This window comes from Halobacteriovorax sp., assembly GCF_048381875.1.
Taxonomy (GTDB): domain Bacteria; phylum Bdellovibrionota; class Bacteriovoracia; order Bacteriovoracales; family Bacteriovoracaceae; genus Halobacteriovorax_A; species Halobacteriovorax_A vibrionivorans.
This window is the reverse complement of record NZ_JBLXBP010000002.1, coordinates 492,878-515,392: the sequence shown is the minus strand read 5'-3', so window position 1 is coordinate 515,392 and position 22,515 is coordinate 492,878. Positions and strand designations below refer to the sequence as shown.

General features: G+C 37.1%; 21 protein-coding genes. 14 read left to right on the top strand and 7 right to left on the bottom strand.

Annotated elements, in window-relative coordinates:
- Window positions 1-138 precede the first annotated feature (138 nt).
- The 4 genes from ACN5L8_RS06715 (at window position 139) to ACN5L8_RS06700 (ending at window position 3,624) form a co-directional block, all read left to right on the top strand.
- Window positions 139-906 (top strand): efflux RND transporter periplasmic adaptor subunit, encoded by a 768-nt coding sequence (locus ACN5L8_RS06715; RefSeq protein ID WP_419172673.1) that lies wholly within the window; start codon window positions 139-141, stop codon window positions 904-906.
- 2 nt (window positions 907-908) lie between these two features.
- Window positions 909-2,150 (top strand): ABC transporter permease, encoded by a 1,242-nt coding sequence (locus ACN5L8_RS06710; RefSeq protein ID WP_115361610.1) that lies wholly within the window; start codon window positions 909-911, stop codon window positions 2,148-2,150.
- Window positions 2,150-2,821: an ABC transporter ATP-binding protein gene (locus tag ACN5L8_RS06705; RefSeq protein WP_115361608.1), complete on the top strand. Its 672-nt coding sequence runs from the start codon at window positions 2,150-2,152 to the stop codon at window positions 2,819-2,821. The genes ACN5L8_RS06710 and ACN5L8_RS06705 overlap by 1 nt, the downstream gene beginning before the upstream one ends.
- 149 nt (window positions 2,822-2,970) lie before the next feature.
- Window positions 2,971-3,624 (top strand): hypothetical protein, encoded by a 654-nt coding sequence (locus ACN5L8_RS06700; protein WP_115361606.1) that lies wholly within the window; start codon window positions 2,971-2,973, stop codon window positions 3,622-3,624.
- 34 nt (window positions 3,625-3,658) lie between these two features.
- On the opposite strand, the gene ACN5L8_RS06695 is transcribed toward ACN5L8_RS06700, so the two are convergent.
- Window positions 3,659-5,599: a methionine--tRNA ligase gene (locus ACN5L8_RS06695; RefSeq protein ID WP_419172672.1), complete on the bottom strand. Its 1,941-nt coding sequence runs from the start codon at window positions 5,597-5,599 to the stop codon at window positions 3,659-3,661.
- Window positions 5,600-5,633: 34 nt separating this feature from the next.
- Window positions 5,634-6,128, bottom strand: coding sequence for a methylated-DNA--[protein]-cysteine S-methyltransferase (locus ACN5L8_RS06690; RefSeq protein ID WP_115361602.1), 495 nt, complete (start codon window positions 6,126-6,128; stop codon window positions 5,634-5,636).
- Window positions 6,129-6,299: 171 nt separating this feature from the next.
- Between ACN5L8_RS06690 and ACN5L8_RS06685 the strand changes: the two genes are divergently transcribed.
- The 3 genes from ACN5L8_RS06685 (at window position 6,300) to ACN5L8_RS06675 (ending at window position 9,725) form a co-directional block, all read left to right on the top strand.
- A complete protein-coding gene (locus tag ACN5L8_RS06685) occupies window positions 6,300-6,824 on the top strand; it encodes a peroxiredoxin (RefSeq protein ID WP_115361600.1) in 525 nt (174 codons plus the stop codon).
- 279 nt (window positions 6,825-7,103) lie between these two features.
- Window positions 7,104-9,242, top strand: a complete 2,139-nt coding sequence (gene katG / locus ACN5L8_RS06680; protein ID WP_419172821.1) for a catalase/peroxidase HPI — start codon at window positions 7,104-7,106, stop codon at window positions 9,240-9,242.
- A 144-nt stretch (window positions 9,243-9,386) separates the two neighbouring features.
- Window positions 9,387-9,725: a plastocyanin/azurin family copper-binding protein gene (locus ACN5L8_RS06675; RefSeq protein WP_412474134.1), complete on the top strand. Its 339-nt coding sequence runs from the start codon at window positions 9,387-9,389 to the stop codon at window positions 9,723-9,725.
- Here the strand turns inward: ACN5L8_RS06675 and ACN5L8_RS06670 are convergent.
- The gene (locus ACN5L8_RS06670) at window positions 9,722-9,925 is read right to left on the bottom strand and encodes a hypothetical protein (protein ID WP_115361594.1); all 204 of its coding nucleotides are present in this window, start codon (window positions 9,923-9,925) and stop codon (window positions 9,722-9,724) included. The two genes, ACN5L8_RS06675 and ACN5L8_RS06670, sit on opposite strands and share 4 nt — an antisense overlap.
- 111 nt (window positions 9,926-10,036) lie before the next feature.
- On the opposite strand from ACN5L8_RS06670, the gene acnA reads away from it, so the two are divergent.
- The 4 genes from acnA to ACN5L8_RS06650 all read left to right on the top strand — a co-directional run bounded on the left by acnA (window position 10,037) and on the right by ACN5L8_RS06650 (window position 15,928).
- Window positions 10,037-12,643, top strand: coding sequence for an aconitate hydratase AcnA (acnA, locus tag ACN5L8_RS06665; RefSeq protein ID WP_419172671.1), 2,607 nt, complete (start codon window positions 10,037-10,039; stop codon window positions 12,641-12,643).
- Window positions 12,644-12,729: 86 nt separating this feature from the next.
- Complete coding sequence (locus tag ACN5L8_RS06660) at window positions 12,730-13,320, top strand: energy transducer TonB (protein ID WP_115361590.1); 591 nt, start codon at window positions 12,730-12,732, stop codon at window positions 13,318-13,320.
- Between the two features lie 76 nt (window positions 13,321-13,396).
- Window positions 13,397-15,430, top strand: coding sequence for a TonB-dependent receptor domain-containing protein (locus ACN5L8_RS06655; protein WP_419172670.1), 2,034 nt, complete (start codon window positions 13,397-13,399; stop codon window positions 15,428-15,430).
- Between the two features lie 15 nt (window positions 15,431-15,445).
- Window positions 15,446-15,928, top strand: a complete 483-nt coding sequence (locus tag ACN5L8_RS06650; RefSeq protein ID WP_419172669.1) for a hypothetical protein — start codon at window positions 15,446-15,448, stop codon at window positions 15,926-15,928.
- Between the two features lie 5 nt (window positions 15,929-15,933).
- Here the strand turns inward: ACN5L8_RS06650 and fumC are convergent, their stop codons facing one another.
- The 4 genes from fumC to ACN5L8_RS06630 form a co-directional block, all read right to left on the bottom strand.
- Window positions 15,934-17,319, bottom strand: a complete 1,386-nt coding sequence (gene fumC / locus ACN5L8_RS06645; RefSeq protein WP_419172668.1) for a class II fumarate hydratase — start codon at window positions 17,317-17,319, stop codon at window positions 15,934-15,936.
- An 84-nt stretch (window positions 17,320-17,403) separates the two neighbouring features.
- Window positions 17,404-18,510, bottom strand: a complete 1,107-nt coding sequence (locus ACN5L8_RS06640) for a methyl-accepting chemotaxis protein (protein WP_419172667.1) — start codon at window positions 18,508-18,510, stop codon at window positions 17,404-17,406.
- Window positions 18,511-18,617: 107 nt separating this feature from the next.
- Window positions 18,618-19,601, bottom strand: a complete 984-nt coding sequence (locus tag ACN5L8_RS06635) for a cytochrome-c peroxidase (protein ID WP_419172666.1) — start codon at window positions 19,599-19,601, stop codon at window positions 18,618-18,620.
- A 75-nt stretch (window positions 19,602-19,676) separates the two neighbouring features.
- Window positions 19,677-20,207: a rhodanese-like domain-containing protein gene (locus ACN5L8_RS06630; protein WP_419172665.1), complete on the bottom strand. Its 531-nt coding sequence runs from the start codon at window positions 20,205-20,207 to the stop codon at window positions 19,677-19,679.
- Between the two features lie 122 nt (window positions 20,208-20,329).
- On the opposite strand from ACN5L8_RS06630, the gene ACN5L8_RS06625 reads away from it, so the two are divergent.
- Genes ACN5L8_RS06625 through ACN5L8_RS06615 form a run of 3 tightly spaced genes read left to right on the top strand, consistent with a single transcriptional unit; the run spans window position 20,330 to window position 22,492 of the window.
- Complete coding sequence (locus ACN5L8_RS06625; RefSeq protein WP_419172664.1) at window positions 20,330-20,731, top strand: rhodanese-like domain-containing protein; 402 nt, start codon at window positions 20,330-20,332, stop codon at window positions 20,729-20,731.
- On the top strand, window positions 20,709-21,149 hold the full coding sequence (locus ACN5L8_RS06620; protein WP_419172663.1) for a thioredoxin family protein: 441 nt from the start codon (window positions 20,709-20,711) through the stop codon (window positions 21,147-21,149). Before ACN5L8_RS06625 ends, ACN5L8_RS06620 begins: the two co-directional genes overlap by 23 nt.
- 50 nt (window positions 21,150-21,199) lie before the next feature.
- Entirely contained in the window at window positions 21,200-22,492 is a 1,293-nt protein-coding gene (locus tag ACN5L8_RS06615) for a pyridoxal phosphate-dependent aminotransferase (protein ID WP_419172662.1), read from the top strand.
- Window positions 22,493-22,515: the final 23 nt, after the last annotated feature.

The following is a 22,515-nucleotide window of genomic DNA, read 5'->3' as shown; positions in this document are numbered from 1 at the left end:
ATTAATTAATATAACAAACTATAACTTTATCTTAGGCCATATGTTATTGACTTATTAAACTGATATTTATCACTAGCTTTTCTTTGGTCTTATATAACGAGATATGCGAAAATTTTTAGATATTAATCGGAGGATGTCTTGAAAAAGCTTTATATCGCATTAGTTATAATCGTTCTTATTGCTGTGGCCATCGGTGCTAGAGTCTTTTATTTCAAAAAAAACTTTGAATTAATTTCTCCTAAAAAGGGCGATGTGGTTGAGGCGATATATGGACTTGGTAGAGTGGAGTCAGATCAGGAATTTAACGTAAAGATTGGAGTGTTATCAATAGTTGAAAAGCTCTACGTTAAAGAGGGGCAAAGCGTAAAGAAGGGGGATCGTCTTATAAGCTTTGAAGGTCGGGTCCTTTTTAAAGCTCCTTTTGATGGAACAGTTACTCTTGTTGCAAATAAAGAGAGAGAAATTGTACTTCCTCAATTTACAGTTCTTACACTTAAAAATTTAAATCAAAAATACATAGAAGTATCACTTGAGCAAGATGCTGCTTTAAGAGTTTTACCAAAACAAAGAGCAAGACTTGTTTTTGAAAGTCAGTCTCAGCTTAAGTATGAAGGATATGTGAAAACAATCTATCCTAGAGAGGGAGAGTTTATAACACGTATTGAAGTTGAGGGCCTTGAAAAGAGCATTCTACCTGGGATGACGGCAGATGTTGTTATTGAAGTAGGAAAGAAAAAGGATGTACTCCTCATTCCAGTTAAGGCCATAAGCGATGGAAAAGTTCTTCGCATGAGAAATAAGAAACGAGAAAAAGTGGATGTCACAACTGGAAATAGTGATGGCATGTGGGTTGAGGTCGTCTCGGGTGATATCAATTTAGATGATCTTATTTTCATAAAGAGGTAGTGATGCTCTTTCTTGCGATGAAACAACTTTTTTCAAAGAAGAAGCAAACGTTTCTAATTTTATTAGGAATAAGTTTTGGAACCATGCTCTATGTTTCAATCTCTGGAATACAACTAGGGTTTCGCAAATATATTATTAATTCTCTACTAAATAATACGGCCCATATTCTCATCTCGGGAAGAGAGGATATTATCGATCGTAAACTTGTGGACGAATGGTTTTATGCTAATCAAACGGTGAGTTGGATTACTCCTCCTTATGGAAAACGAAGTGAAGCAAAATTAGAAAATTATCAAGGTTGGGCAAATCGTCTTTCAAACCATCCTGAAGTTTATGACTATTGCCCGCGATTAAATATCCAGGTCATGATTAAAAGAGGAGACCTTACTCATAATCTGGCCCTTGTTGGGACTGAGGCAAAACGTCAAATTAGAGTAAGTAAAATAGCTGATTATATGAGAGAGGGAGACTTCTCCTCTTTATCCAGTGGTGGGAATAAGATTATTCTTGGCGTAAAGGCCGCTGAAGAAATAGGTGTACGTGTCGGACAATTTGTAGAAGTGGTTACAGGATCTCTGGATCAGAGAAGTTCGTTTAAGGTTGTAGGGCTTCTTTCATTTGGAGATGAAAATGTTGATAAGTCCATTGCTTTTGCTCATATAGAAGATGTTCAAAAGTTAAATAAAACTCCTGGTCGTATCTCTGAGGTCGCAGTGGCCCTCTTTAATATGGATAAGTCTGGAGAGTTGGCCGATCAATGGTCTCTATTAAGTCATGATAAAGTTGAGGACTGGCGAGAGGCAAATCCCATGTTTATGGAGATGATCATGATGCAGGATATGGTTCGCTATTTTATTACGATAGCAGTACTTATCGTTGCTGCTTTTGGTGTTTATAACGTACTAACAATTATGATTAACCAAAAGAGAAAAGAGATCGCAATATTACGTTCTATCGGCTATGCGCCTAAGAAAATTTTAGAGCTCATCATGTACCAAGGAATCTTCTTAGGAATAAGTGGTGGAATTTTGGGAATGATTTTAGGTTATGTTGTCAGTAGATTAGTTGAAAGTATTGAACTTAATATTGATATTGGTGGAAATAATCATTTATTAATTGATTATGCACCATCGACATATGCTATCTCATTCTTTGCGGCCCTTATCGCTTCTTTGATAGCAAGTTTTTTACCGGCCTTATCCGCAAGCCGTATGACTCCAATTGATATCATTAGGGGAGAGTGATGATTCGAGCAGACAATATTGTTAAAGAGTTTGGTGAACCTCCACAACGCATCCTCCATGATATTAGCATGGAGATTAAAGACGGGGAGTTTGTTTCAATTGCAGGCCGTTCTGGAAGTGGAAAATCGACATTATTATATATTATAAGCTCACTAGATGACCCAACCTCAGGACATATTTATATTGATAATAAGAATGTAACACATATGAGTGTTGATTCTGTTCATGAATTTAGAAGTCGACATATTGGTTTTATTTTTCAATTTCACTATCTATTGCCGGAGTTGACTGCTTTAGAAAATATCCTACTACCTCCCCGAAATTTAGGCTTATTAAAAGAGTACCAAAAACGAGCTCGGTTTCTTTTAGAGCAATTAAATATTGGCTATGTCGCAAATAAATTGCCGAGTCAAATGTCTGGAGGGGAACAACAAAGGGTTGCAATCGCAAGGGCATTAATCATGGAGCCTCGCTATATCTTTGCAGATGAGCCTACTGGAAATCTCGATTCCACTAATGCAGAAGTGGTAATGAATATTTTAAAAGAAACTAATGAGCAAAAGGGAACAACTATTGCTTTGGTAACCCATGATCGCGGCTTTTCTAAAATGGCCGAACGAGAAATCTTTCTAGTTGATGGCCATGTCTCAGAAACTTATACTGGTGCATAATCAAGTTGTTATTCCAAGTGAGAAACTATCTTTTAAATTATCTAAGTAGCTAGAATTTCATGAGATAATTGGGTGTTTAAAGATTTTTCATGGCCTAAAGAAGTTACAGGATTGGATATAATTATTCATAATCTTGATAATATTAGGTCATGAAAAATCTATCCCCGAAACTAAAGAAAACTATTTTAACAGGAGTTCTACTCCTTTCACAAATCAACTATGCTGCGACTTTTATTAAGGCCGAAGAAACTGCTTTCAAGTATATCAAGGCCACTGAAATCGTAAACGATCGCTATATCTTTGAAGAATGTCATGGAAATAGGGAAGAGCTAAAATGTCGAAATCTATTTTCTGATTATCGTACCTTTGCAAGAAGTGACATTAAGAAAATGGCCGATATGAATGGCCGCCACGCTCTTTATGCTGCCGGTGCTGACGTCGCTATTTTAGCTGTTTCAGCTTATCTAGGGTTAATTATCGGAGCAAAAGCAACAGCTGCTTACTATATTGGAACAGGTGTTAGTCTTGATGGAGGTGTCGCTGCTGCTGGAGGATTCTTCTTTGGTGCGCCGACTGGAACAGCTGCTGGTTCTGCAATGGCCGCAGGCCTTGATGAATTAGATCCTTTTGTTCATAGAGATATGTCTATTGCATTAGAACAAGTTATCGGAGTTGCTGATGAAGATGATCTTGATGATGTAGAAGCGCAAAGAAGAAAAGAAGGAATGATTGTTGAAATTGAAGATATTAATTTTGATCAATTAAAGAATAAAATAAAAGGTCAGCTAGAAGATCTTGATTAAAAAAAGGCCTCGTTTGAGGCCTTTTCTTTTATCTTTACTCAGTTTCAACTGCTGGAAAGTATACGTCTTGTTCCCCAATTTTATGATTTTTAGGGAATTCTTTTGCAAGCTCATCAATCGAATAAACACTTTCAGGAAGGTTTAGCGACTTTCTTAACTTCTCCATTGTCTCAGGTGCAAATGGTGAGAGCATAATAAGAATATTTCTTAGGATATAAAAGCTTGAATAAAGAGCATCAGTACGCTCTTTCTCATCAAAGCGATCATCGTGAGGTTTATACTGATTAAATAGTCCGTTAATAATACGAGCATAATTCTCTAGTGCACCAAGGGCCTTTGGGTATTCTCCCTTTGCCATAAACTTCGTATATTGTTGAACGATCTTAAGAGTCTCTTTTTCTGTCTTACCAATAAGCTCACCCTTAGGAACCACGCCACCAAATTGCTTGTGACAAGCTGAGATTGGTTTTTCAAAAGAGGCATTCATTGGACCTGCAAGGAATGCATTCTTGGCATTGAAAACTTCAAAATCAAAGTTAGAAGCTTTCTCTGAAAGACTTAGAGTTGAAAGGAAGTAGCGAACTTGGTCTGCCGAGTATCCCATCTCATCAATTAATTGATCACCAGTATAGAAGTTTCCTTTCGACTTACTCATTTTTTCACCATTAATTTGTAGGTGAAAATTAGAGAAGATATCTGTTTGTTGGAATTCTCCTTTAGTCGCTTGTCTCATTGGGTCTTCTTGAGCACCAAACCACATCGCTCCTTGCATGAGAACGTAGAAGAAAACATTATCAGTTCCAAGGAATTGATAAATATTGGCATCAGGGTCTGTCCAAAAATCCTTATAAGTTTGCGGATCGAGTCCTTTTTTCTTAAGAGCTACTTTTGTAAAAGAAATCGGTGCAATTAAAGACTCTGGCCAAACGTAGAGAGTTTTTCCTTCCATCCCTTCATCAAGGTCAGTTGGCACAGGGATCCCCCATGAAACATCACGAGTAATCGCTCTATGTGCCCAAGCATCATTAAGTTCACACTCAATACCTTTATCTGTTAATTGTTTCTTACCAGTTTCAAGGTCAGCTAGGTTTTCAAATTGAACAACAACTTTCTTTCCTGGAGCGTAACGGCTCTTGTGCTTTGGAAGATCTCCCTTAATTTCTTTGTAATCTGCTTCTGATTTATTTGAAAAGATCACACTTGGATAAACTGTTCCAAATACTTCTTGAAGAACTGGTTTTCTCCATGTCTTTTGCTTTGTATCTAACCATTCAATAAGTTGGTCAGTCACTTTCCACATATTTAAATACCAGTGATCAGTTTCTTTAAGAACAGGAGTTGCATCACTTACTGTTGAAACAGGGTTCTTTAATTCATGTGGATCATAATTTTTCCCACAAACATCACATTCGTCACTATATGCTTTTGTATTTGAACATTCACTATTTGGACATTCACCTTGAACATAGCGATCAGGAAGAAACATATTTAATTCAGGATCAAACCATTGCTCACTTGTCTTCTTATCAAGCATCCCATTACCATGCATCTTTCTTAAAAAGTCTTGGCATAGTTCTTTATGGGCCTCGTAATTTTCTTCACGAGATGTTCCTGTATATGTATCAAGTCCAATAGAATAGCGCTCCATTGTTTTGGACTGCTTAGCATGAACTTCACCAATAAATTCTTGTGTTGTTTTTCCTAGCTTCTTTGCTGCTACTTCACTTGTTGATCCATGATCATCAGTACCGCAAACAAAGAGAACATTTTCTTGACCGATAAGAAGTTTTGTCCACCTTGCATAAATATCAGCTGGAACGTGTGCACCTGCTAAGTGACCAATATGAACTGGCCCGTTTGCGTATGGCATACCTGCAGTTACGACTGCCTTCTTAGGTCTTTCAACGCGAGATAAAATTGTCGGAATGTCCTGTTTTGGACGCATGTTTTTCTTTTGATTCTTGTCATTTGTCATGACAAATAATTTAACATTTGGAGCCTAGCATCGTCTATACAAAAGCTCCCTCGAGATTGAGGAGGGCCTCTTTCACTTGAGCTCCTCCAGCATAGCCTGAAAGTTCACCGGACTTATTTATGACGCGGTGACAAGGGATCAGGATGCATAGTGGATTTTTTCCGTTAGCACTTCCTACAGCTTGGACGGCATCGGGTGAGCCGACTTTTTGGGCAATATCTGAATAGGTCGTAGTCTTGCCATAGGGAATATTTAGAAGCTCGGACCAGACTTTCTTTTGAAAAGAAGTTCCTCTTGTTAGAGTTATTGGCAGCGTGAATTTCTTGCGGCTACCTGCAAGATACTCTTCAATTTCGCCTTCTGCATCGTGGAGATATTTGATAATTCGCTGATCATCATCTAGATGTGGAGGGTCGAGTTCTTGGTCTTCCCAGCCCATATAGGAAATTCCATTTGGATTAGCACAAATATAGATTGTTCCAAATTTCGAGTGATATTCTATTTGTCTTTCAGTGAAGCTTCCTATCATAGAGAAGATTATAGCATTCTTAAATCTTAAGAAGAACTTATGTTTTGCCAAGTTTGAGTGAAGAAGGAAGAGGAATATTAGAAATAATTTAAATATGATCCAATTGTATTATTTTTGCGTATATAGTTTTATAGGTTAAAGTTTAATTATTATTTATACACTGGAGTTATAATGAAAAGATTTATTCAGATACCTTTACTAACCTTAATTATGTTCTTTAGCGCTCAGGCCAAGGATGTTGAGCTAGGTCAAAAAGTTCCTGACTTCACAGTTAAAAATCATAAAGGGAAAGACTTTACTATGGCCTCACGTAAAGGCAAGTGGACAGTTCTTTACTTTTATCCAAAAGCTGGAACACCTGGATGTACTAAACAGGCTTGTGCCTTTCGCGATAGTATTAAATCTATTCGAAAGCTAGGAGCCGAAGTCTACGGTATAAGCGTTGATTCGGTAAAGGATCAAGCAGAGTTTCATGAAGAGCATGCCCTTACTTTTGATTTACTTTCTGATGAAAGTGGGGAAGTAACGAAGAAGTTTGGTGCAAAGATGGCCGTCTTTAATATGTCAAAAAGATGGACCTTTATTATTGATCCTAATTTAAAAATTGTGGCACTTGATCGCGATGTCGATCCGATGCTAGATGCTGACAAGGTGAGTAAAAACCTTGCAAAATTACAAAGCCAAAGCGGAAAATAAATCCTCAATAAATCAAATACAGTAATTTAGAACTAGTTCTAAGTTACTGTATTTATTAAAGATCTTTATATCTATTGAATAACTTAACTTTTCTTATAGTTAAAATCTATCATTAAATAGACAAAATAGAATGTATTTAAAAAGACTCATTCGCAATAATAGTTTCAACGAAATTATGGTTTTTTATTTTTCAAAGGAGCTTTAAGCATGAAAAGAAAACTTCCTTTGCTGATTGCCACTTTCGCACTTCTGAGTTGTGCATCAAACTCAGGGGACGGGATGCAACAGCAATTTGCAAAAGGTGAAGCAAAACCAAATTCATTTTGGTGGCCAAACCGAATCGATCTCTCTCCACTGAGACAACACTCACCAGAGTCTAGTCCTTTAGGAAGTAACTTCAACTATGCAAAAGAGTTTAAGAAATTAGATCTTTCTGCAGTAAAAAAAGACATCAGAAAAACACTAACGACATCACAAGATTGGTGGCCAGCTGATTACGGTCACTATGGGCCTTTCTTTATTCGTATGGCATGGCACAGTGTTGGTACATACAGAAGTCACGATGGCCGCGGAGGTGGCGGCGGTGGTCAACAACGTTTTGAACCACTTAATAGCTGGCCAGATAACGTATCTCTAGACAAGGCAAGAAGACTGCTTTGGCCAATTAAAAAGAAATATGGAAATAAAATCTCATGGGCCGATTTAATGGTTCTAGCAGGTAACGTTTCACTTGAAGATATGGGATTCAAAACAATTGGATTCGCCGGTGGACGTACTGATGATTGGGAAGCTGACCTTGTTTACTGGGGACCAGAGACTCAATGGCTTGCTGGAGACAAGAGATATAAAGGTGATCGCAAGTTAGAAAAACCACTTGCAGCAGTTCAAATGGGTCTAATCTATGTAAACCCTGAAGGACCAAATGGTAAGCCTGATCCACTACTTGCGGCAAAGGATATCCGTGAAACATTTGGAAGAATGGGAATGGATGATGAAGAAACAGTTGCTCTTATCGCCGGTGGACACACTTTTGGTAAGGCACACGGTGCCCATAAACCACAAGACTGTTTAGGGCCAGACCCAGCAGGAGCACCAATTGAAAACCAAGGTATTGGTTGGAAGAATAAATGTGGAAAAGGACACTCTGAAGATACAATTACTTCGGGTCTTGAAGGTGCATGGAATGCAACTCCAACTCAGTGGACAACAGGTTATCTCGATAATCTATGGGCATTTGAGTGGAAACTAACGAAATCACCAGCAGGTGCTCATCAGTGGATTCCAACAGATGAGGGTGCAGCGGAGATGGTTCCTGATGCTCATATTAAAGGTAAGCGTCATGCTCCAATTATGTTCACTACAGATATCGCACTTAAGAAAGATCCAGCTTATGCAAAAATTTCAAAGGCCTTCTTAGATGATCCAAAGAAGTTTGAGTATGCATTTGCAAAAGCTTGGTTCAAACTTACTCACCGTGATATGGGACCAAAGGCCCGCTATATTGGTAAGGAAGTTCCTAAGATGTCATTTCAATGGCAAGATCCAACTCCAAAAGGAAAGAAGATTTCAAGTGCAACAGCTAATAGTATAAAGAAAGCGACTCTTAATTCAGGGCTAACAGTATCTGAGCTTGTAAAAGTTGCTTGGGCCTCAGCTTCAACTTTCCGCTCTACAGATATGCGAGGTGGTGCAAATGGTGCACGAATTGCTCTTGCTCCTCAAAAAAGTTGGGAAGTAAATAATCCTAAACTTCTTGAAAAAGCACTTCCTAAGCTTGAAAAGATTAGTAAAAGATATGGAGCTTCTCTAGCAGATACTATTGTACTTGGTGGTGCAGCAGCTATTGAAAAAGCAGCTCGTGATGCTGGTGTGAAAGTAAAAGTTCCTTTCAAGTCTGGAAGAGGGGATGCGACTCAAGAACAGACAGATATTACTTCTTTTAAATTCCTTGAGCCAAGAGCAGATGCTTTCCGTAACTACTACACTGAAGAGTCAGGAAGAACTCCAATCTATATGCTAATTGATAAAGCAAATATGCTTGGTCTAACAGTTCCTGAAATGACAGTTCTAATCGGCGGGATGAGAGTTCTCGATGCAAATACTGACGGTTCAAAGCATGGAGTTTTCACGAAACGTCCAGGAAGATTATCAAATGATTTCTTTGTAAATCTTTTAACGATGGATAATAAGTGGGTTAAGTCGAGTATGCCTGGAATTTATGAAGGACGTGATCGTAAGACAAACGAACTTAAATATACAGCAACTCCTGTTGACTTAGTCTTTGGTTCTCATGCCGAGCTAAGAGCTGTTGCAGAAGTTTACGCTTCTAACGATGGTAAACGAAAGTTTGTAAAAGACTTCGTAAAGGCTTGGACAAAAGTCATGCAAGCAGACCGTTTCGATCTAAAATATAAATAACTAAAAAAATCCTGACCGAATATTTTCGGTCAGGTTTCTCTTCTTATGAAAATATCCATTCTTACAATAGTATTACTTTTCCAATTAAATACTTACTCGAAGAATTATCTCGTTAAAGCATACGAGGTGAAGGGGAGGGAGACAATGTTCTTCGAACCCAGTTATTTACAAATTAACAAAGGCGATACTGTAACTTTTAAGCCAATGGAGAGTTTTGCTCACCAGCCTCAATCTATTTTCTCTCCAGATGGTGAAAGAAAGTGGCAAGCTGAAAAAGGGAAGTCAATTACTGTAAAGTTTGAAAAAGAAGGTATCCATATCTATAATTGTAAATTTCACTTTGTCATGGGCATGGCCGGTGTTATTCAAGTTGGTAAGGCCACTAATTACGCTCAAGCTAAAAACTTTATTAAAACATATCAGTCAAAAGTGGCCATGAAAAAAGATCGTTTGATTAAGAGCTTTAACCAAGTAAGAAATTAATCTTTTGAATAAGTTTCAACAAACTTCTTTATATGATCAATATTCTCAAGAATATACTTAGCTTTTGTTAGGCCAAAACTAACAACAGTACCATATTTCTCAAGTTCATTACCTTCTTCATCAACTTTGTAGATCTTTAAAATCTTATTTCCCTTAAATTCCTCAACAGTTACGTTATGTGGTGCTAATTCATCGCTCATATTTGTCTCCTTAAGAAAAAAATTATCTTTATCTATGTTAAAATAATTCGAAAAGAAAGAGAATGTGAAATTAGAAAAATAATTATTAACCAAAACGATTAGGAGTGATTAATGAATGAAGTAACAAAGTTACTTAAGGTTGCAGATGAAGAACTTAAGTATATTAGTCTTAAGGATCTATGTGAGAAGCACAATGTTGATTTAAATAAACTACCGCATACAGTAAAAATTCTTTTAGAAAATATTGCAAGAAGAGTTGATGGGAAAGATGTTAAGGACTCTGATGTTGAGGCCCTTGCTACATGGCCAAATGATAAGGATTCTTCATTAGCATTTATGCCTGCAAGAGTTTTAATGCAAGACTTCACTGGTGTACCAGCTGTCGTTGACCTTGCAGCAATGAGAAGTGCAATGGCTAGAAATGGAGGAGATCCAAAGGCCGTTAATCCATATGTTGGAGTTGATCTTGTAATTGATCACTCTGTACAAGTTGATAACTTTGGCCATGCTGATTCATATGAAAAAAACTTAGAATTAGAATATGAAAGAAATGCAGAACGCTACGCCCTTTTAAATTGGGCACAGCAGGCCTTCAAAGATTTTCGAGTTGTTCCTCCTGGAATGGGGATTTGTCACCAAGTTAACCTTGAACACCTTGGTCATGTTGTTCAAAAGAAAAATGGATGGGCACTACCAGACACTCTTGTTGGTACAGACTCTCACACGCCAATGATTAATGGACTTGGTGTTCTTGGTTGGGGTGTTGGTGGAATCGAAGCCGAAGCAGCAATGCTTGGTCAGCCAATGTTCTTACCAAAGCCAATTGTTATTGGTGTTAGAACAATTGGTAGCTTACCAACAGGAGCAACAGCAACAGACCTTGTTCTAACTCTTACTGAAAAACTTAGAGCTCATGGTGTTGTTGGTAAGTTTGTTGAATTCTTTGGTGATGGGCTATCTAGTTTAAGTATTGCCGATCGCGCTACACTTTCAAATATGTCGCCAGAGTTTGGTGCTACAGCAACCCTTTTTCCAGTGGATCAAGTCACACTTGAATATCTTAGAATGACTGGGCGTGGAGAGAAGGTTGAGCTTGTTGAAAAATACACAAAAGAACAGGGACTATTTAGAGAAGATGGTGATGTGGAGCCAAAATTTAGTGAAATCCTTGATCTCGATTTAAGTAAAGTTGTTCCAAGTCTTGCTGGCCCTAAGCTTCCTCAACAGCGAGTGAATCTTTCTGATGCTAGAAAATCATTTGATGATAATTTCAAAGTTAATAAAAACGAAGGCAAGACAATTAAGCACGGTGATGTTGCAATTGCTGCAATTACAAGTTGTACAAATACTTCTAACCCGTCTGTCATGTTGGCCGCAGGCCTTGTCGCAAAAAAGGCAGTTGAAGCAGGATTAAAGACAAAGCCTTGGGTTAAGACTTCTCTTGCACCAGGTTCTCGAGTTGTGACAAATTATTTGAAGAAGTCAGGCCTTCTCCCATATTTAGAGCAACTTGGTTTTAATCTTGTTGGTTATGGTTGTACGACATGTATTGGAAACTCAGGTCCTCTTCCAGAAGAGGTATCTAAAGATATTAATGAGAATAATTTGGCCGTTGTTTCTGTTTTATCAGGGAATCGAAATTTTGAAGGGCGAGTCCATAGTCAAATTAAGGCCAGCTACTTAGCTTCTCCACCTCTTTGTGTGGCATACGCTTTATCTGGTACTTTCTTATGCGATCTTTCTAAAGAAGCAATTGGACAAGATGAGAATGGAAAAGATATTTTTCTTAAAGATATTTGGCCAACACCTGAAGAAGTACATGAATTAATCTCTTCTTCTGTATCAACTGAGCAATATGAGTATGAATACGGCAGAATCTTTGCAGGGGATGATAAGTGGAAGAGTATGGCCTCTCCAAAAGGTGATCTCTTTGAATGGGATAAAGATTCAACTTATGTGCGTGAGCCTAGCTTCTTTGTTGACCTTCCAAAAGATCCTGCCCCTCTTAAAGATATTGAAGGAGCAAAGATCATGTGTCTTTTAGGGGATTCGATTACAACGGATCATATTTCACCAGCTGGCTCAATTGGAAAAGATTCGCCAGCAGGCCAATACTTAATTGAACAAGGTGTAAAACAGAAGGACTTTAATAGCTTTGGTTCTCGTCGTGGAAACCATGAAGTCATGGTTCGCGGAACTTTTGGAAATATTAGGCTTAAAAATCAAATGGCCCCTGGAACAGAAGGGCCTTGGACAACTCATCTTCCTAGTCGAAAGCAGATGAGTATTTATGATGCTTCACTTAAATATCAAAATGAAAACGTACCTCTTATCGTTGTGGCCGGTAGTGCATATGGTTCTGGAAGTTCACGAGACTGGGCGGCCAAAGGAACTAATCTGCTAGGGATCAAGGCCGTTTTAGCTGAAAGTTATGAACGTATCCATCGTAGTAACCTTGTTTGTATGGGTGTTCTTCCTCTTCAATTTAAAGAAGGAGAGAGTATTGAGTCCCATAAAATAACAGGTCTTGAAACTTTTAATATCATCGGTGTCGACGGTGGTGTAAAGCCAGGACAAGACTTAAATGTTGAGATGATACGCGAAGATGGAAGTGTTGTTGAGTTTGCAGTTACTTTAAGAATTGATGCTGCAGCAGAAGTAGACTACTACGAACACGGTGGAATCCTACAAATGGTTTTAAGAGAGATGCAAAGTTAAAAATCAGCGTAAAATGTGATGAAAAATCTACATTATAGATAAAGGATTTGAGAATCTTAACTATTTTAGTGATAATAATAGTTCATATGCGCAAAAATACTTTTTTATATACAGCAATCATATCAGCAGGTCTTCATGGCCTGCTGCTTTTTGCATCTTCTACTCAAAGTAAAGAAGATAGCGCAAATCTTCATTATTCAAAGAATCAATCTCAAAGAATTCAAGTTAAGCGTATAGTTAAAATAAAGAATAGCCTTGAACAAAAGGTAGAAGAGAAAGTTGTAAAGAAGGCCAAGAAAGTTGTTTCTAAAAAAAGGAAGGTTGTAAAAGAGCATAGTCTTGAAAATGCACCTAATCCAAAAAAGGTCGTTAACAGTGGACAAGAAACGCAAAAGGCAAGATATCTAAAGAGAGTCAGAGATGAAATTCTTGCAAGAAAGCGCTATCCTAAAATTGCAAAAATGCTTAAAAAACAAGGTGTTGTGGATATATACTTTGAAGTCTCATACCCAAAGAATCTTTCAAATATTCGAATTAAAAAAGGTAGCGGCCATGCCATCTTAGATAAGTCGGCCCTTGAAACCATAGAAGACTTAAACGAGCTGCCTGAGATGCCTGACTTTTTGAAGTCTGAAGTTCTTAAAATTGCGATCCCAATTAAATACGAATTATTGTAAAATCAATATATTGTAATATCTAGCAAGTGCTTGAAAACCATTCCAAAAATTGGTTCATTTATGGTAGTTTGCTTCCATGATAAAAAAGTTTGATGGCCAATACACTCCTGTATTTTCAATAGTTTTATTAGGCCTTCTCACAAATTCACCTATTCTTGCACAAGACGTAAATCGTCTTGAGTCGATTTATATTACCGATGAAATTGAAAGTGCCCAAGAAGTTCAATCTAAAACTCTAGGCTTACAAGATGAAGTAAGCTCAGATGATTTAGAAGAAGAGGTTGCACAAAGTTTAGATGATGTCTTAAAGAAAACAGCAAGTGCCACAACAAAAGGTGGACCGCGCTCAATCGGTGAGACTCCTCAAATTAGAGGGCTTGAAGCAAATAAGATATTTGTTAATGTGGACGGTGTTAGTCAAACCTTCTTCTTTTCAAACCACAATTATTCACATCTTGCTATTGATCCAGACAGTATTAAAAAAGTCGATATCTTCAAGTCGAATACAGATTATTCTCAAGGGATTAGCCTTGGTGGAGGAATGTCTTTTGTCACAAAGGATGGGCGAGACTATTTGGCCAGAGGGGAGAAGGCTGGAAGTATTTTAAAATACTCTTATGAAGAAGCCTCTAATTTAAATGGGCAGGCCATTAAGACATTTGGTCTTATTGATAAGGGAGACTATCTCTTAAGTGCCAATGTAAAAGATGCAAAAGATATCAAATTAAGTGATGGATCGACGCTTAGAAATTCAGAGTTTGAAAGTTTAAATTTCTTGTCTAAGTTTTCTTTTGATTTAGGAAAGGCAAGGAGATTAAAAGTATCTGGTGAGCTCTATGAGCTAGAGGATGATTCGCCTCTAAATGCAACTCTAGATCCACCAAGCTCCCTTACAAGTCTACAGGGTAAGACAAATATCAAAAGGCATGCTGCAACTCTAAATTATATATCTACTGATATAAATGGATTAGTTTATTATTCTGAGCAATTCAATAAACAAGAGCGTGATAGTGATAATCGCACTGAAGAAAGAAATATTGAAACGATTGGAGCAAGAGCAAAGAAGAAGTTTAAAATCAATGATGAACTTTCTTTCTTTATTGGTTCTGATGCAACGATTGATAATGTGACTGGTAAGAGCTCAAATGAGAATGTCTCAGATTATCCAGATGGACAAATAACAGAACTTGCTGCCTTTGGAGAAGTTAATTATAAAGTTGGTGGGGTGATAATTGCTCCTGGGATTCGTTTCAGTGACTATGAGCTAGAGTCTAAGAAATTTGATTATCGTGATGTTAAAGATAGTAATCTATCATCAAAAGTTTTAATTAATTATGAAGTAGGTGGATTGAATCTCTTTAGTAGTCTTTCTCAAGGTTTTAATAGTCCTGATGTTCAAGAGGTTTATGCTACAGGGCTTCATCGTCCAGGAGATGGTTTCTTTATCTCTGATAATTACTTTGTTTCCAATTTAAACCTAAAACCTGAAACATCTGAAACAATAGAGCTTGGTGTCGAATTTAAAAAACAATTATTTTCAGATTATGATTTACTCACTTTTAAGGCGAGTGGCTATAAATCTGTTGCGAAAGATTATATTGATCAAGAGATCACTGATTACGCAATTGTGGATGGTAAAAATGGAACAACACAATTTGTAAATCGTAATCGAGTTTCATTGTACGGGCAAGAAGTGGAAATCGGTTATCTTTACGACCAATTAGAGGTTCGCGCAAATTACTCAAGAAATGTCGGTTGGGATGAGTCCAGAGAGATTTGGCTTTCAAATATGCCGGCCAATACATATTCATTTGGTATTAATTATCATCTTGATCAATATGGAATTAAAGTTGGATACGATGCTGTAATGGCAATGAGACAAGATCGAGTTAATCCAAATACTCTTGAGCGTACAACTGAGACAGCAGGCTATACACTTCATAATATCTTTGCCTCGAAAGAGTTTAGAAAAGGTGCCCTTGAAGGGATGACGCTAACAACAAGACTTGATAACTTAACTGATAAGTCATATCGTAGACATGGCTCTTATATTCCTGAAGTAGGACAAAATTTTAAATTAAGTATTCAATATAAGATAAAACATTTTTAACAATTCGGAGTTTTTATGAAAACACTTTTGGCCTTATTACTTACGGCATCTAGCTTTGCAATGATTCCACAGGGGACTTATCTTCTTGATCGTATTGAATGTACGACAGGTGAGACTCTTAAACTTGGAGGTGCATTCATGAGATACAATGTAACTCTTAAAGTTGAAGAAGAAAAAGCTGAAATGACTGCAATTGCTAAGAGTGCAAAGTGGGCACCATATCTTCTAAACTGTACTCAAATCAATTCAGGAGATTTTAAATATGTTGGGCCAGGTCAGTACCAAGGTGGACTTGAAATGTCTTACGTAGATTGTAACCTTGGAATATGGGAAGGAATACTTAAAAAACAACACTTTGGTGTAGAATCTAATGGCTCAATCTTTGATTACGAGTACAACGATGGAAAGCTTGTTATAAGTGTAAAAGACACTTTTACAAATTATAAGACATGTCGCGAAGCTGGTGGATCACCAGTATACTACTACAATAAAAAATAATTTTTCTAAGGTTGTGTCATCCTAGATGGCACAACATACATCTGAAACTCTTCTTCTGTTAGAATACCAAGCTCAACTGCAGACTCTTTTAAAGTAATTCCTTTGTGATGAGCATTCTTAGCTATTTTGGCTGCGTTATCATAGCCAATATGTTGATTGAGTGCTGTAACGAGCATTAGAGAATTATTTAGATGTTTTTCTATATTGTCTTTATTTGGCTCGATTCCAATAATACAGTTATCGTTAAAAGATTCCATTGAATCAGCAAGAAGATTTAGGGAATGAAGAAAATTATGAATCATGACTGGTTTATAGACATTGAGTTCAAAGTTTCCTTGAGATCCAGCAAAGCCAATGGCCGCATCATTTCCTAGTACTTGGACACATACCATCGTTATGGCCTCGCATTGAGTAGGGTTCACTTTTCCTGGCATAATTGAAGAGCCCGGCTCATTTGCAGGAATAGATATTTCTCCAATTCCACAACGAGGCCCACTTGCAAGCCATCTTATATCATTGGCAATTTTCATCAGGGCTGTCGCAAGTCTTTTCATTGCACCAGATCCTGCAACAATTGCATCATGTGCTGCTAGTGATTCGAATTTATTAGCTGCCGTAATAAACTTCTTACCTGAAATTTCTGAAATCTTTTTAGCGACTAAGTCTGCATAGTCTGGGTGAGTGTTTAGACCTGTGCCTACAGCTGTTCCACCAAGGGCCAATTCTCTTAAGTTATTTAGAGTGTATAAAATGTCTTTCTTTGCACTTTTAAGTTGTGCTGTATAACCAGAGAACTCCTGACCTAAAGTTAGGGGAGTTGCATCCATTAGGTGAGTTCTTCCAATCTTAACAATATCTTGAAAGTCTTTTGTTTTCTCATCAAATGATGAAATAAGTCTTTCGAGACTAGGAATAAGCTTATCTTCAATTTGCTCAACAGCAGCAATATGCATAGCTGTTGGAAATGTGTCATTTGAAGACTGTGATTTATTAACATCATCATTTGGATGGATAGGTGATTTTGAACCCATCTCTGCGCCACTTAATTCAATGGCGCGATTTGAAATCACTTCATTGGCATTCATATTAGTTTGTGTCCCAGAACCCGTTTGCCATACGACAAGAGGGAAGTGCTCATCTAATTTACCTGCAATTACTTCATCAGCGGCTTGAATGATTAGATCGACCTTATCTTTAGTTATCTTCTTAAGCTCTAGATTGGCCAGGGCCGCACCTTTTTTTAGAATACCTAGGGCACGGATCATTTCTCGAGGGAAATGGTCTGAGCCAATTTTGAAATTTTGAAGTGAGCGTTGGGTTTGAGCACCCCAGTAGTGATTAGTTTGAACTTTAATTTCACCATTACTATCTGTCTCAATTCGATAATCCATAAGCATCCTTTTTCGTCTTTTTTGGATTATCTCATGCTAAGAAATAGAAATCATCTTAAATATACTACTGTATTATAGTCGAGTTTAAGCACTTCGCTTCTTCTCATCTAAGATTCGATCAAGCCCATCAAAAACACCTTCACTTGCTCTTTCCATCTCATTGATGCCATCTGTAATATGCTCAATATTTTCTTTTACATTACTTAGATAGTCGAAGATATGCTTTGTGCCATTGTGAACGTGGGCATGATCATTTTCGATGTGAGAGTAAGACATTAAGTGAGAGAAACTATTCTTTCCGTCACCATTGTAATACCACTTTCCGAGTCGACAATTATGATGATCAACAAACTCAAATGCAGGTTTTTCTTCAATTATAGAAATATAAGTATTAATTTTCCAAATCACATGATCAATCTTTGCTAAGCTCATAAAGATTTCATCATTAGTTGCAGAGATATCATTAAGTGCATCTTTATTCTTTATAGTCGTGCCTGAGATACTCTCATCAAAGTTATTTATCTTTGTATTGACGTCTTGGGTCATCTTAAGTGATGCCTGTGCAGACTCTTGAAGAGTCTTTGATATATTTGAAAAGTAATCGGTTTTATCTTTTATATTTTCTAAGAGTTCGGTCGTTGAAGTTGCTAGCTTTTGAACTTCTTCTGCAACGACGGCAAAGCCTTTTCCTGCTTCACCAGCTCGTGCTGCTTCGACTGATGCATTAAATGAGAGCATTTTTGATTGAAAGGCTATTGTCGAGATCCCTTCAATTGCTTCAAGGATAGCATTTACGCCTTCTTCAATATCAATGGAAGACTTAGAAGTGTATTCCATATTACTCTCAAGTCCTGTGATATCTTTTAGAATACTTTTTGAGTCTTGGCGGAGCCCATCAAATGAGGAATCAACTTCATTTAATTTATTAAGGGCGTGGTGGCTATTTCCAACTGAATCGGCCATATTCTTTTGTATGAGAGATAAATTCTCTTTTAATTTATAATTTTCATTTTCTAATAATGCGACTTTCTTTCTTAGGAATTCATTTTCACTTTCTAGCTCAGTAGCATGTGCACGTGTCTCTTGTAGACTCCTTTCTTGAACGATCTGATCTTGGATCAGCTCTTTCACTTTTGTGGAGTCGTCTTTACTATCTCTATCAAAATATGTCTTAAATTTTAGAATTCCCATAGGGTTCTAATCGGTTGTTTGGTGGAAACTTTAAGAGAAAATTGATGATTTTTATCAGGTTAAATAAATTAAGGCGCGATTTTTTTCGCGCCTTAACTACTATTAATTTAAAATTTTGGTAATTCTTTTGCTTCTAAGGCACCAAGAAATGCTTTAATGCTTTCTCGATCTTCTTTTGTAATTTCAATACCTAATTGATATTTTGCCATGACATCAATAGTCTCATCTAATGTCTTTAAGCTACCATCGTGGAAGTATGGCCCTGTCTTTGTGATATTTCTAAGAGAAGGAACCTTAAAAAAGAACTTATCCATCTCATCACCAGTTACTTCCATACGGCCTGTATCTTTTGTTGGGTAAGGCTCTGCTAGTCCAAGCATTTGATACATTTCACCACCAACATTTGCTCCTGTATGACAAGTCGTACAGCCAATTTCATTGAACTTCTTTAGTCCTACTTTCTCTTTATAAGTAAGAGCATCATAATTACCCTTTAAATAATCATCATAGCGACTAGGTGTTAGAAGTGTTTTTTCAAATGCTCCAATTGCAACACCAACGTTTTTGAATGTAAAAGACTTTTCATCGCCAAAGGCCTTTTTAAAAAGTGAGCGATATTCCTTAGTGTCTATTTTCTTCATTGCATCTTCTGCTGATGCTAGGCCGTGCTCAACTGGGTTAAGTATTGGCCCTAGTGCTTGCTCTTCTACATCCTTTGCACGGCCGTCCCAGAATTGCGCAAAGTTTAGAGCGGCATTGTAGACAGTTGGTGAGTTTCGTCCACCTCTTGTCCCATCGTGTCCTGGTGATGTTGGCTCACCATCAACTCCATATTCATCTAACTTATGGCAAGAGTTACAAGAGATCGTATTATTTATTGATAATTTCTTTTCAAAGTATAACTTCTTTCCAAGATGGATCATATCTTTCTTGGCCTCTTCATTAATTAGTGATGAAGGTAGTGGGGCCAGTATTCCACTTACATCTTGAATTAAGTTCATGTCGTCAAATTTTGGTTCCGCTTTCTTTTCTTCTTGCTTTTGACAACTAATGGCAAGAATTAACATACTAAAAAGTACACACTTTTTCATCGTAATCTCCCTCTGCGATTATAATTTTATGAATGTATTCATTATATTTAATTTTTATTTGAGCAGAAGAGGGATTTATTTATCCTTTATTGCGTTCCTTATCATTCTCTCTAATCCCGGCTTTGTAAGGCCAGCATTTCGAGCAATTTTTGTTGCATCCTCTAAACTCATATTCTCATGAATGTAGAGATGGCTTAGGTACCAAGCCGCTGCACGGTTCCCACTAGAGCAGTGAATAAAGACTTTCTTATCCTTATTATCTTTGAGTAATTTTGAAATTAAGCTTAGGGAGCGCTTATTGATATTCTTCTTCTTATCAAAGAATGGAATATTGTAATATTTTAAATTCATTTCTGAGACATACTTTGCCTCATTGTAGTCTTTGAATTCATTTGGGTTTCTAAGATTGACAACAATTTCATAACCTTCTTTTTGGACATTATTTAATGTTTTCTTAGAAGGTTGAGCTGCAATGGCCAAGTTATTAACTAGCTTTGTGCTCTCTAGTGTATAACTCTCTTTTACGGCCTCTTTATTTGAAGTTGCATTGAGAGCTGAACAAGATGTAATGAATAAGCTTAGTGTAATTAAGAGAATTGCTTTCATTTTTAATAAACCTTTTGTTTTAAATTTCTTTAATAACTTAGAAGATGGTATTACAGACTTATTTAAAAAGATTTGATTGAAATCAAATATATTTTGATCATTCTGGAGTAAAATTGTCTCATATGAAAGAAGTACTTGAAATTATTAGAAATAATGTCCTCTATGTCGCTATAGGATTATTTTTTATTTGGAAGTTCTATAAGTATTTTAGGACTAAGAAAACACTTAAAGAGATAGTGAGTAAGGGGAATTATCAACTAGTTGATGTTCGAAGTATAGGGGAGTTTCATTCAAATTCAATACCGCACTCCCTCAATCTTCCTATTGATCAGATCTCCCAGGGCCATATGAAGATTGATAAGGATAAGGATATCATCATTTACTGTGCTTCTGGAGCTCGTAGTGCTATGGCACGACTTCAGCTCTTAAAGTTAGGTTATAAGAATATTGTTAATGGGGGAGGTATTGGCCATGTCTCTCGAATTATAGAAGGTGCTTTAAATGAAGAAAATCATAATATGTGATCATTGTGATGCTATCAATCGTATTGCTGTGGACAAGCTTAATTCTACGAAACCGATTTGTGGAAAGTGTTCGACAGATCTCAATACCAATCCAAAGATTAGGACAATCACTTTTGAGAAGCTAGAGACAATCGCTAGGCATGCCCAATTGCCAATCTTAGTGGATGCTTATGCTGACTGGTGTGGCCCTTGTAAGATGTATGGACCAATATTTCAACAAGCGGGAGAACTCCTCTGGAAGGAGGCCGAGTTCTTTAAAATTGATACTGAAAAGAATCCAATGTTATCTGTGAAATATGGTATTCGTGGTATCCCAATGACACTCGTTTTTAAAAATAATCAATTAATTAATACGCAAAGTGGTGTTCTTCAACAAGAGCACATTCAAGCTCTTATTCAAGCTACTAAAAATAGTTGATGGAAAAAGTTTCTGATTGCGGTCAAGTGTTTTTTATTTGAAAATTTATTATGACGAAAAAAACACAGCTACATCTAAATACGAATATTTTAAAATTAAAAGAGTCTGCGACTTTGGCCATTAATCTTAAGGCCCGGGCCGCAAGAAGAAACGGTGATGATATATGCCATCTCGGTTTTGGTCAGTCGCCATTTCATGTTCATGAAAAAATTCAGGATGAATTGGCCAAGAATGCTCATCAAAAAGACTATCTCCCAACGAAAGGACTGCCGGCCCTATGTGAGTCAATCGCTTCTTATCATAATAAGCGCTTTAGTTACCAATTCGATAAAGATCGAATCCTAGTTGGTCCAGGTAGTAAGGAGTTAATCTTTCAAGCTTTATATGTATTAGAAGGTCCTGTAATCGTACCGGCCCCTTCTTGGGTTAGTTATGGCCCACAATTAAATATTAAAGGACGTGAGATTGATCCTGTTATAACCAAGTCTGAGAATGCTTATAAGATGACAGCAAAAGAGCTCGAGGAAGCTTGTGAGCGTCACCTTGATGAAGAGCAGAAAGTTTTAATTTTCAATAGTCCTAGTAACCCAACCGGGGCGGTCTATACTGAAGAAGAAATCAAAGAATTAACTAAGGTCTGTCGTAAGCATAATGTCATTGTGATTGCAGATGAAATATATGCGTTAATCAATTATTCAGGAGAAGACTTTCCTAGTTTTCACCAGCATTACCCAGAGGGGACACTTGTATCAAGTGGTCTTTCAAAGTCTCACGCTGCTGGTGGTTATCGACTTGGCTTTCTCTATGCTCCAGAGGGAATGGAGTCAGTGATAAAGTGCTTAAGTGCAATGATTAGTGAAACCTTTAGTGCCGTATCAGCTCCAATTCAGTACGCTGCTGTAAAGGCCTATTCAATAGATAATGATATTGATAATTATATAAGAACTTGTACTAGGGTTCATGAAGTTTGTGGAAACTACCTTCATGATCGTTTCAAAAATATGGGACTATCTTGTTCTCATCCAAAAGGTGCTTTTTACTTATTTCCAGACTTTGGAAGTTTTAAAGAGAAATTAAAAAGTAAGAATATCCACAACGATGTGGAATTATCAGAATTTATTTTTGAGAACTATAAAGTTGCACTTTTGCCTGGTAGTGATTTTTATTTCCCTAAGGATGCGATGGCCGTAAGAGTCGCTAGCGTAGATTATGAAGGTGAGAATGTTTATAAAGAAGCAAGTCTTAAAGATTCAGATAGCCTAGATTATTCTTTTGTTGAAGCGAATTGTCCTCAACTTAAAAAAGCATGTGATCGACTAGAGGAATTTCTAAATACTCTATAAAGTTATGATAGAATGGTTAGTAG

Excerpts from the sequence above, each read along its gene's own strand:
- ACN5L8_RS06705 (WP_115361608.1), top strand. The coding sequence starts at position 2,150 with ATGATTCGAGCAGACAATATTGTTAAAGAGTTTGGTGAACCTCCACAA.
- ACN5L8_RS06660 (WP_115361590.1), top strand. The coding sequence starts at position 12,730 with ATGCGCAAAAATACTTTTTTATATACAGCAATCATATCAGCAGGTCTT.
- ACN5L8_RS06695 (WP_419172672.1), bottom strand. The coding sequence starts at position 5,599 with ATGACAAATGACAAGAATCAAAAGAAAAACATGCGTCCAAAACAGGAC.
- ACN5L8_RS06685 (WP_115361600.1), top strand. The coding sequence starts at position 6,300 with ATGAAAAGATTTATTCAGATACCTTTACTAACCTTAATTATGTTCTTT.
- ACN5L8_RS06655 (WP_419172670.1), top strand. The coding sequence starts at position 13,397 with ATGATAAAAAAGTTTGATGGCCAATACACTCCTGTATTTTCAATAGTT.
- acnA (WP_419172671.1), top strand. The coding sequence starts at position 10,037 with ATGAATGAAGTAACAAAGTTACTTAAGGTTGCAGATGAAGAACTTAAG.
- ACN5L8_RS06635 (WP_419172666.1), bottom strand. The coding sequence starts at position 19,601 with ATGAAAAAGTGTGTACTTTTTAGTATGTTAATTCTTGCCATTAGTTGT.
- ACN5L8_RS06630 (WP_419172665.1), bottom strand. The coding sequence starts at position 20,207 with ATGAAAGCAATTCTCTTAATTACACTAAGCTTATTCATTACATCTTGT.
- ACN5L8_RS06615 (WP_419172662.1), top strand. The coding sequence starts at position 21,200 with ATGACGAAAAAAACACAGCTACATCTAAATACGAATATTTTAAAATTA.
- ACN5L8_RS06625 (WP_419172664.1), top strand. The coding sequence starts at position 20,330 with ATGAAAGAAGTACTTGAAATTATTAGAAATAATGTCCTCTATGTCGCT.
- ACN5L8_RS06650 (WP_419172669.1), top strand. The coding sequence starts at position 15,446 with ATGAAAACACTTTTGGCCTTATTACTTACGGCATCTAGCTTTGCAATG.
- katG (WP_419172821.1), top strand. The coding sequence starts at position 7,104 with ATGCAACAGCAATTTGCAAAAGGTGAAGCAAAACCAAATTCATTTTGG.
- ACN5L8_RS06640 (WP_419172667.1), bottom strand. The coding sequence starts at position 18,510 with ATGGGAATTCTAAAATTTAAGACATATTTTGATAGAGATAGTAAAGAC.
- ACN5L8_RS06675 (WP_412474134.1), top strand. The coding sequence starts at position 9,387 with ATGTTCTTCGAACCCAGTTATTTACAAATTAACAAAGGCGATACTGTA.
- ACN5L8_RS06700 (WP_115361606.1), top strand. The coding sequence starts at position 2,971 with ATGAAAAATCTATCCCCGAAACTAAAGAAAACTATTTTAACAGGAGTT.
- fumC (WP_419172668.1), bottom strand. The coding sequence starts at position 17,319 with ATGGATTATCGAATTGAGACAGATAGTAATGGTGAAATTAAAGTTCAA.
- ACN5L8_RS06690 (WP_115361602.1), bottom strand. The coding sequence starts at position 6,128 with ATGATAGGAAGCTTCACTGAAAGACAAATAGAATATCACTCGAAATTT.
- ACN5L8_RS06710 (WP_115361610.1), top strand. The coding sequence starts at position 909 with ATGCTCTTTCTTGCGATGAAACAACTTTTTTCAAAGAAGAAGCAAACG.
- ACN5L8_RS06620 (WP_419172663.1), top strand. The coding sequence starts at position 20,709 with ATGAAGAAAATCATAATATGTGATCATTGTGATGCTATCAATCGTATT.
- ACN5L8_RS06670 (WP_115361594.1), bottom strand. The coding sequence starts at position 9,925 with ATGAGCGATGAATTAGCACCACATAACGTAACTGTTGAGGAATTTAAG.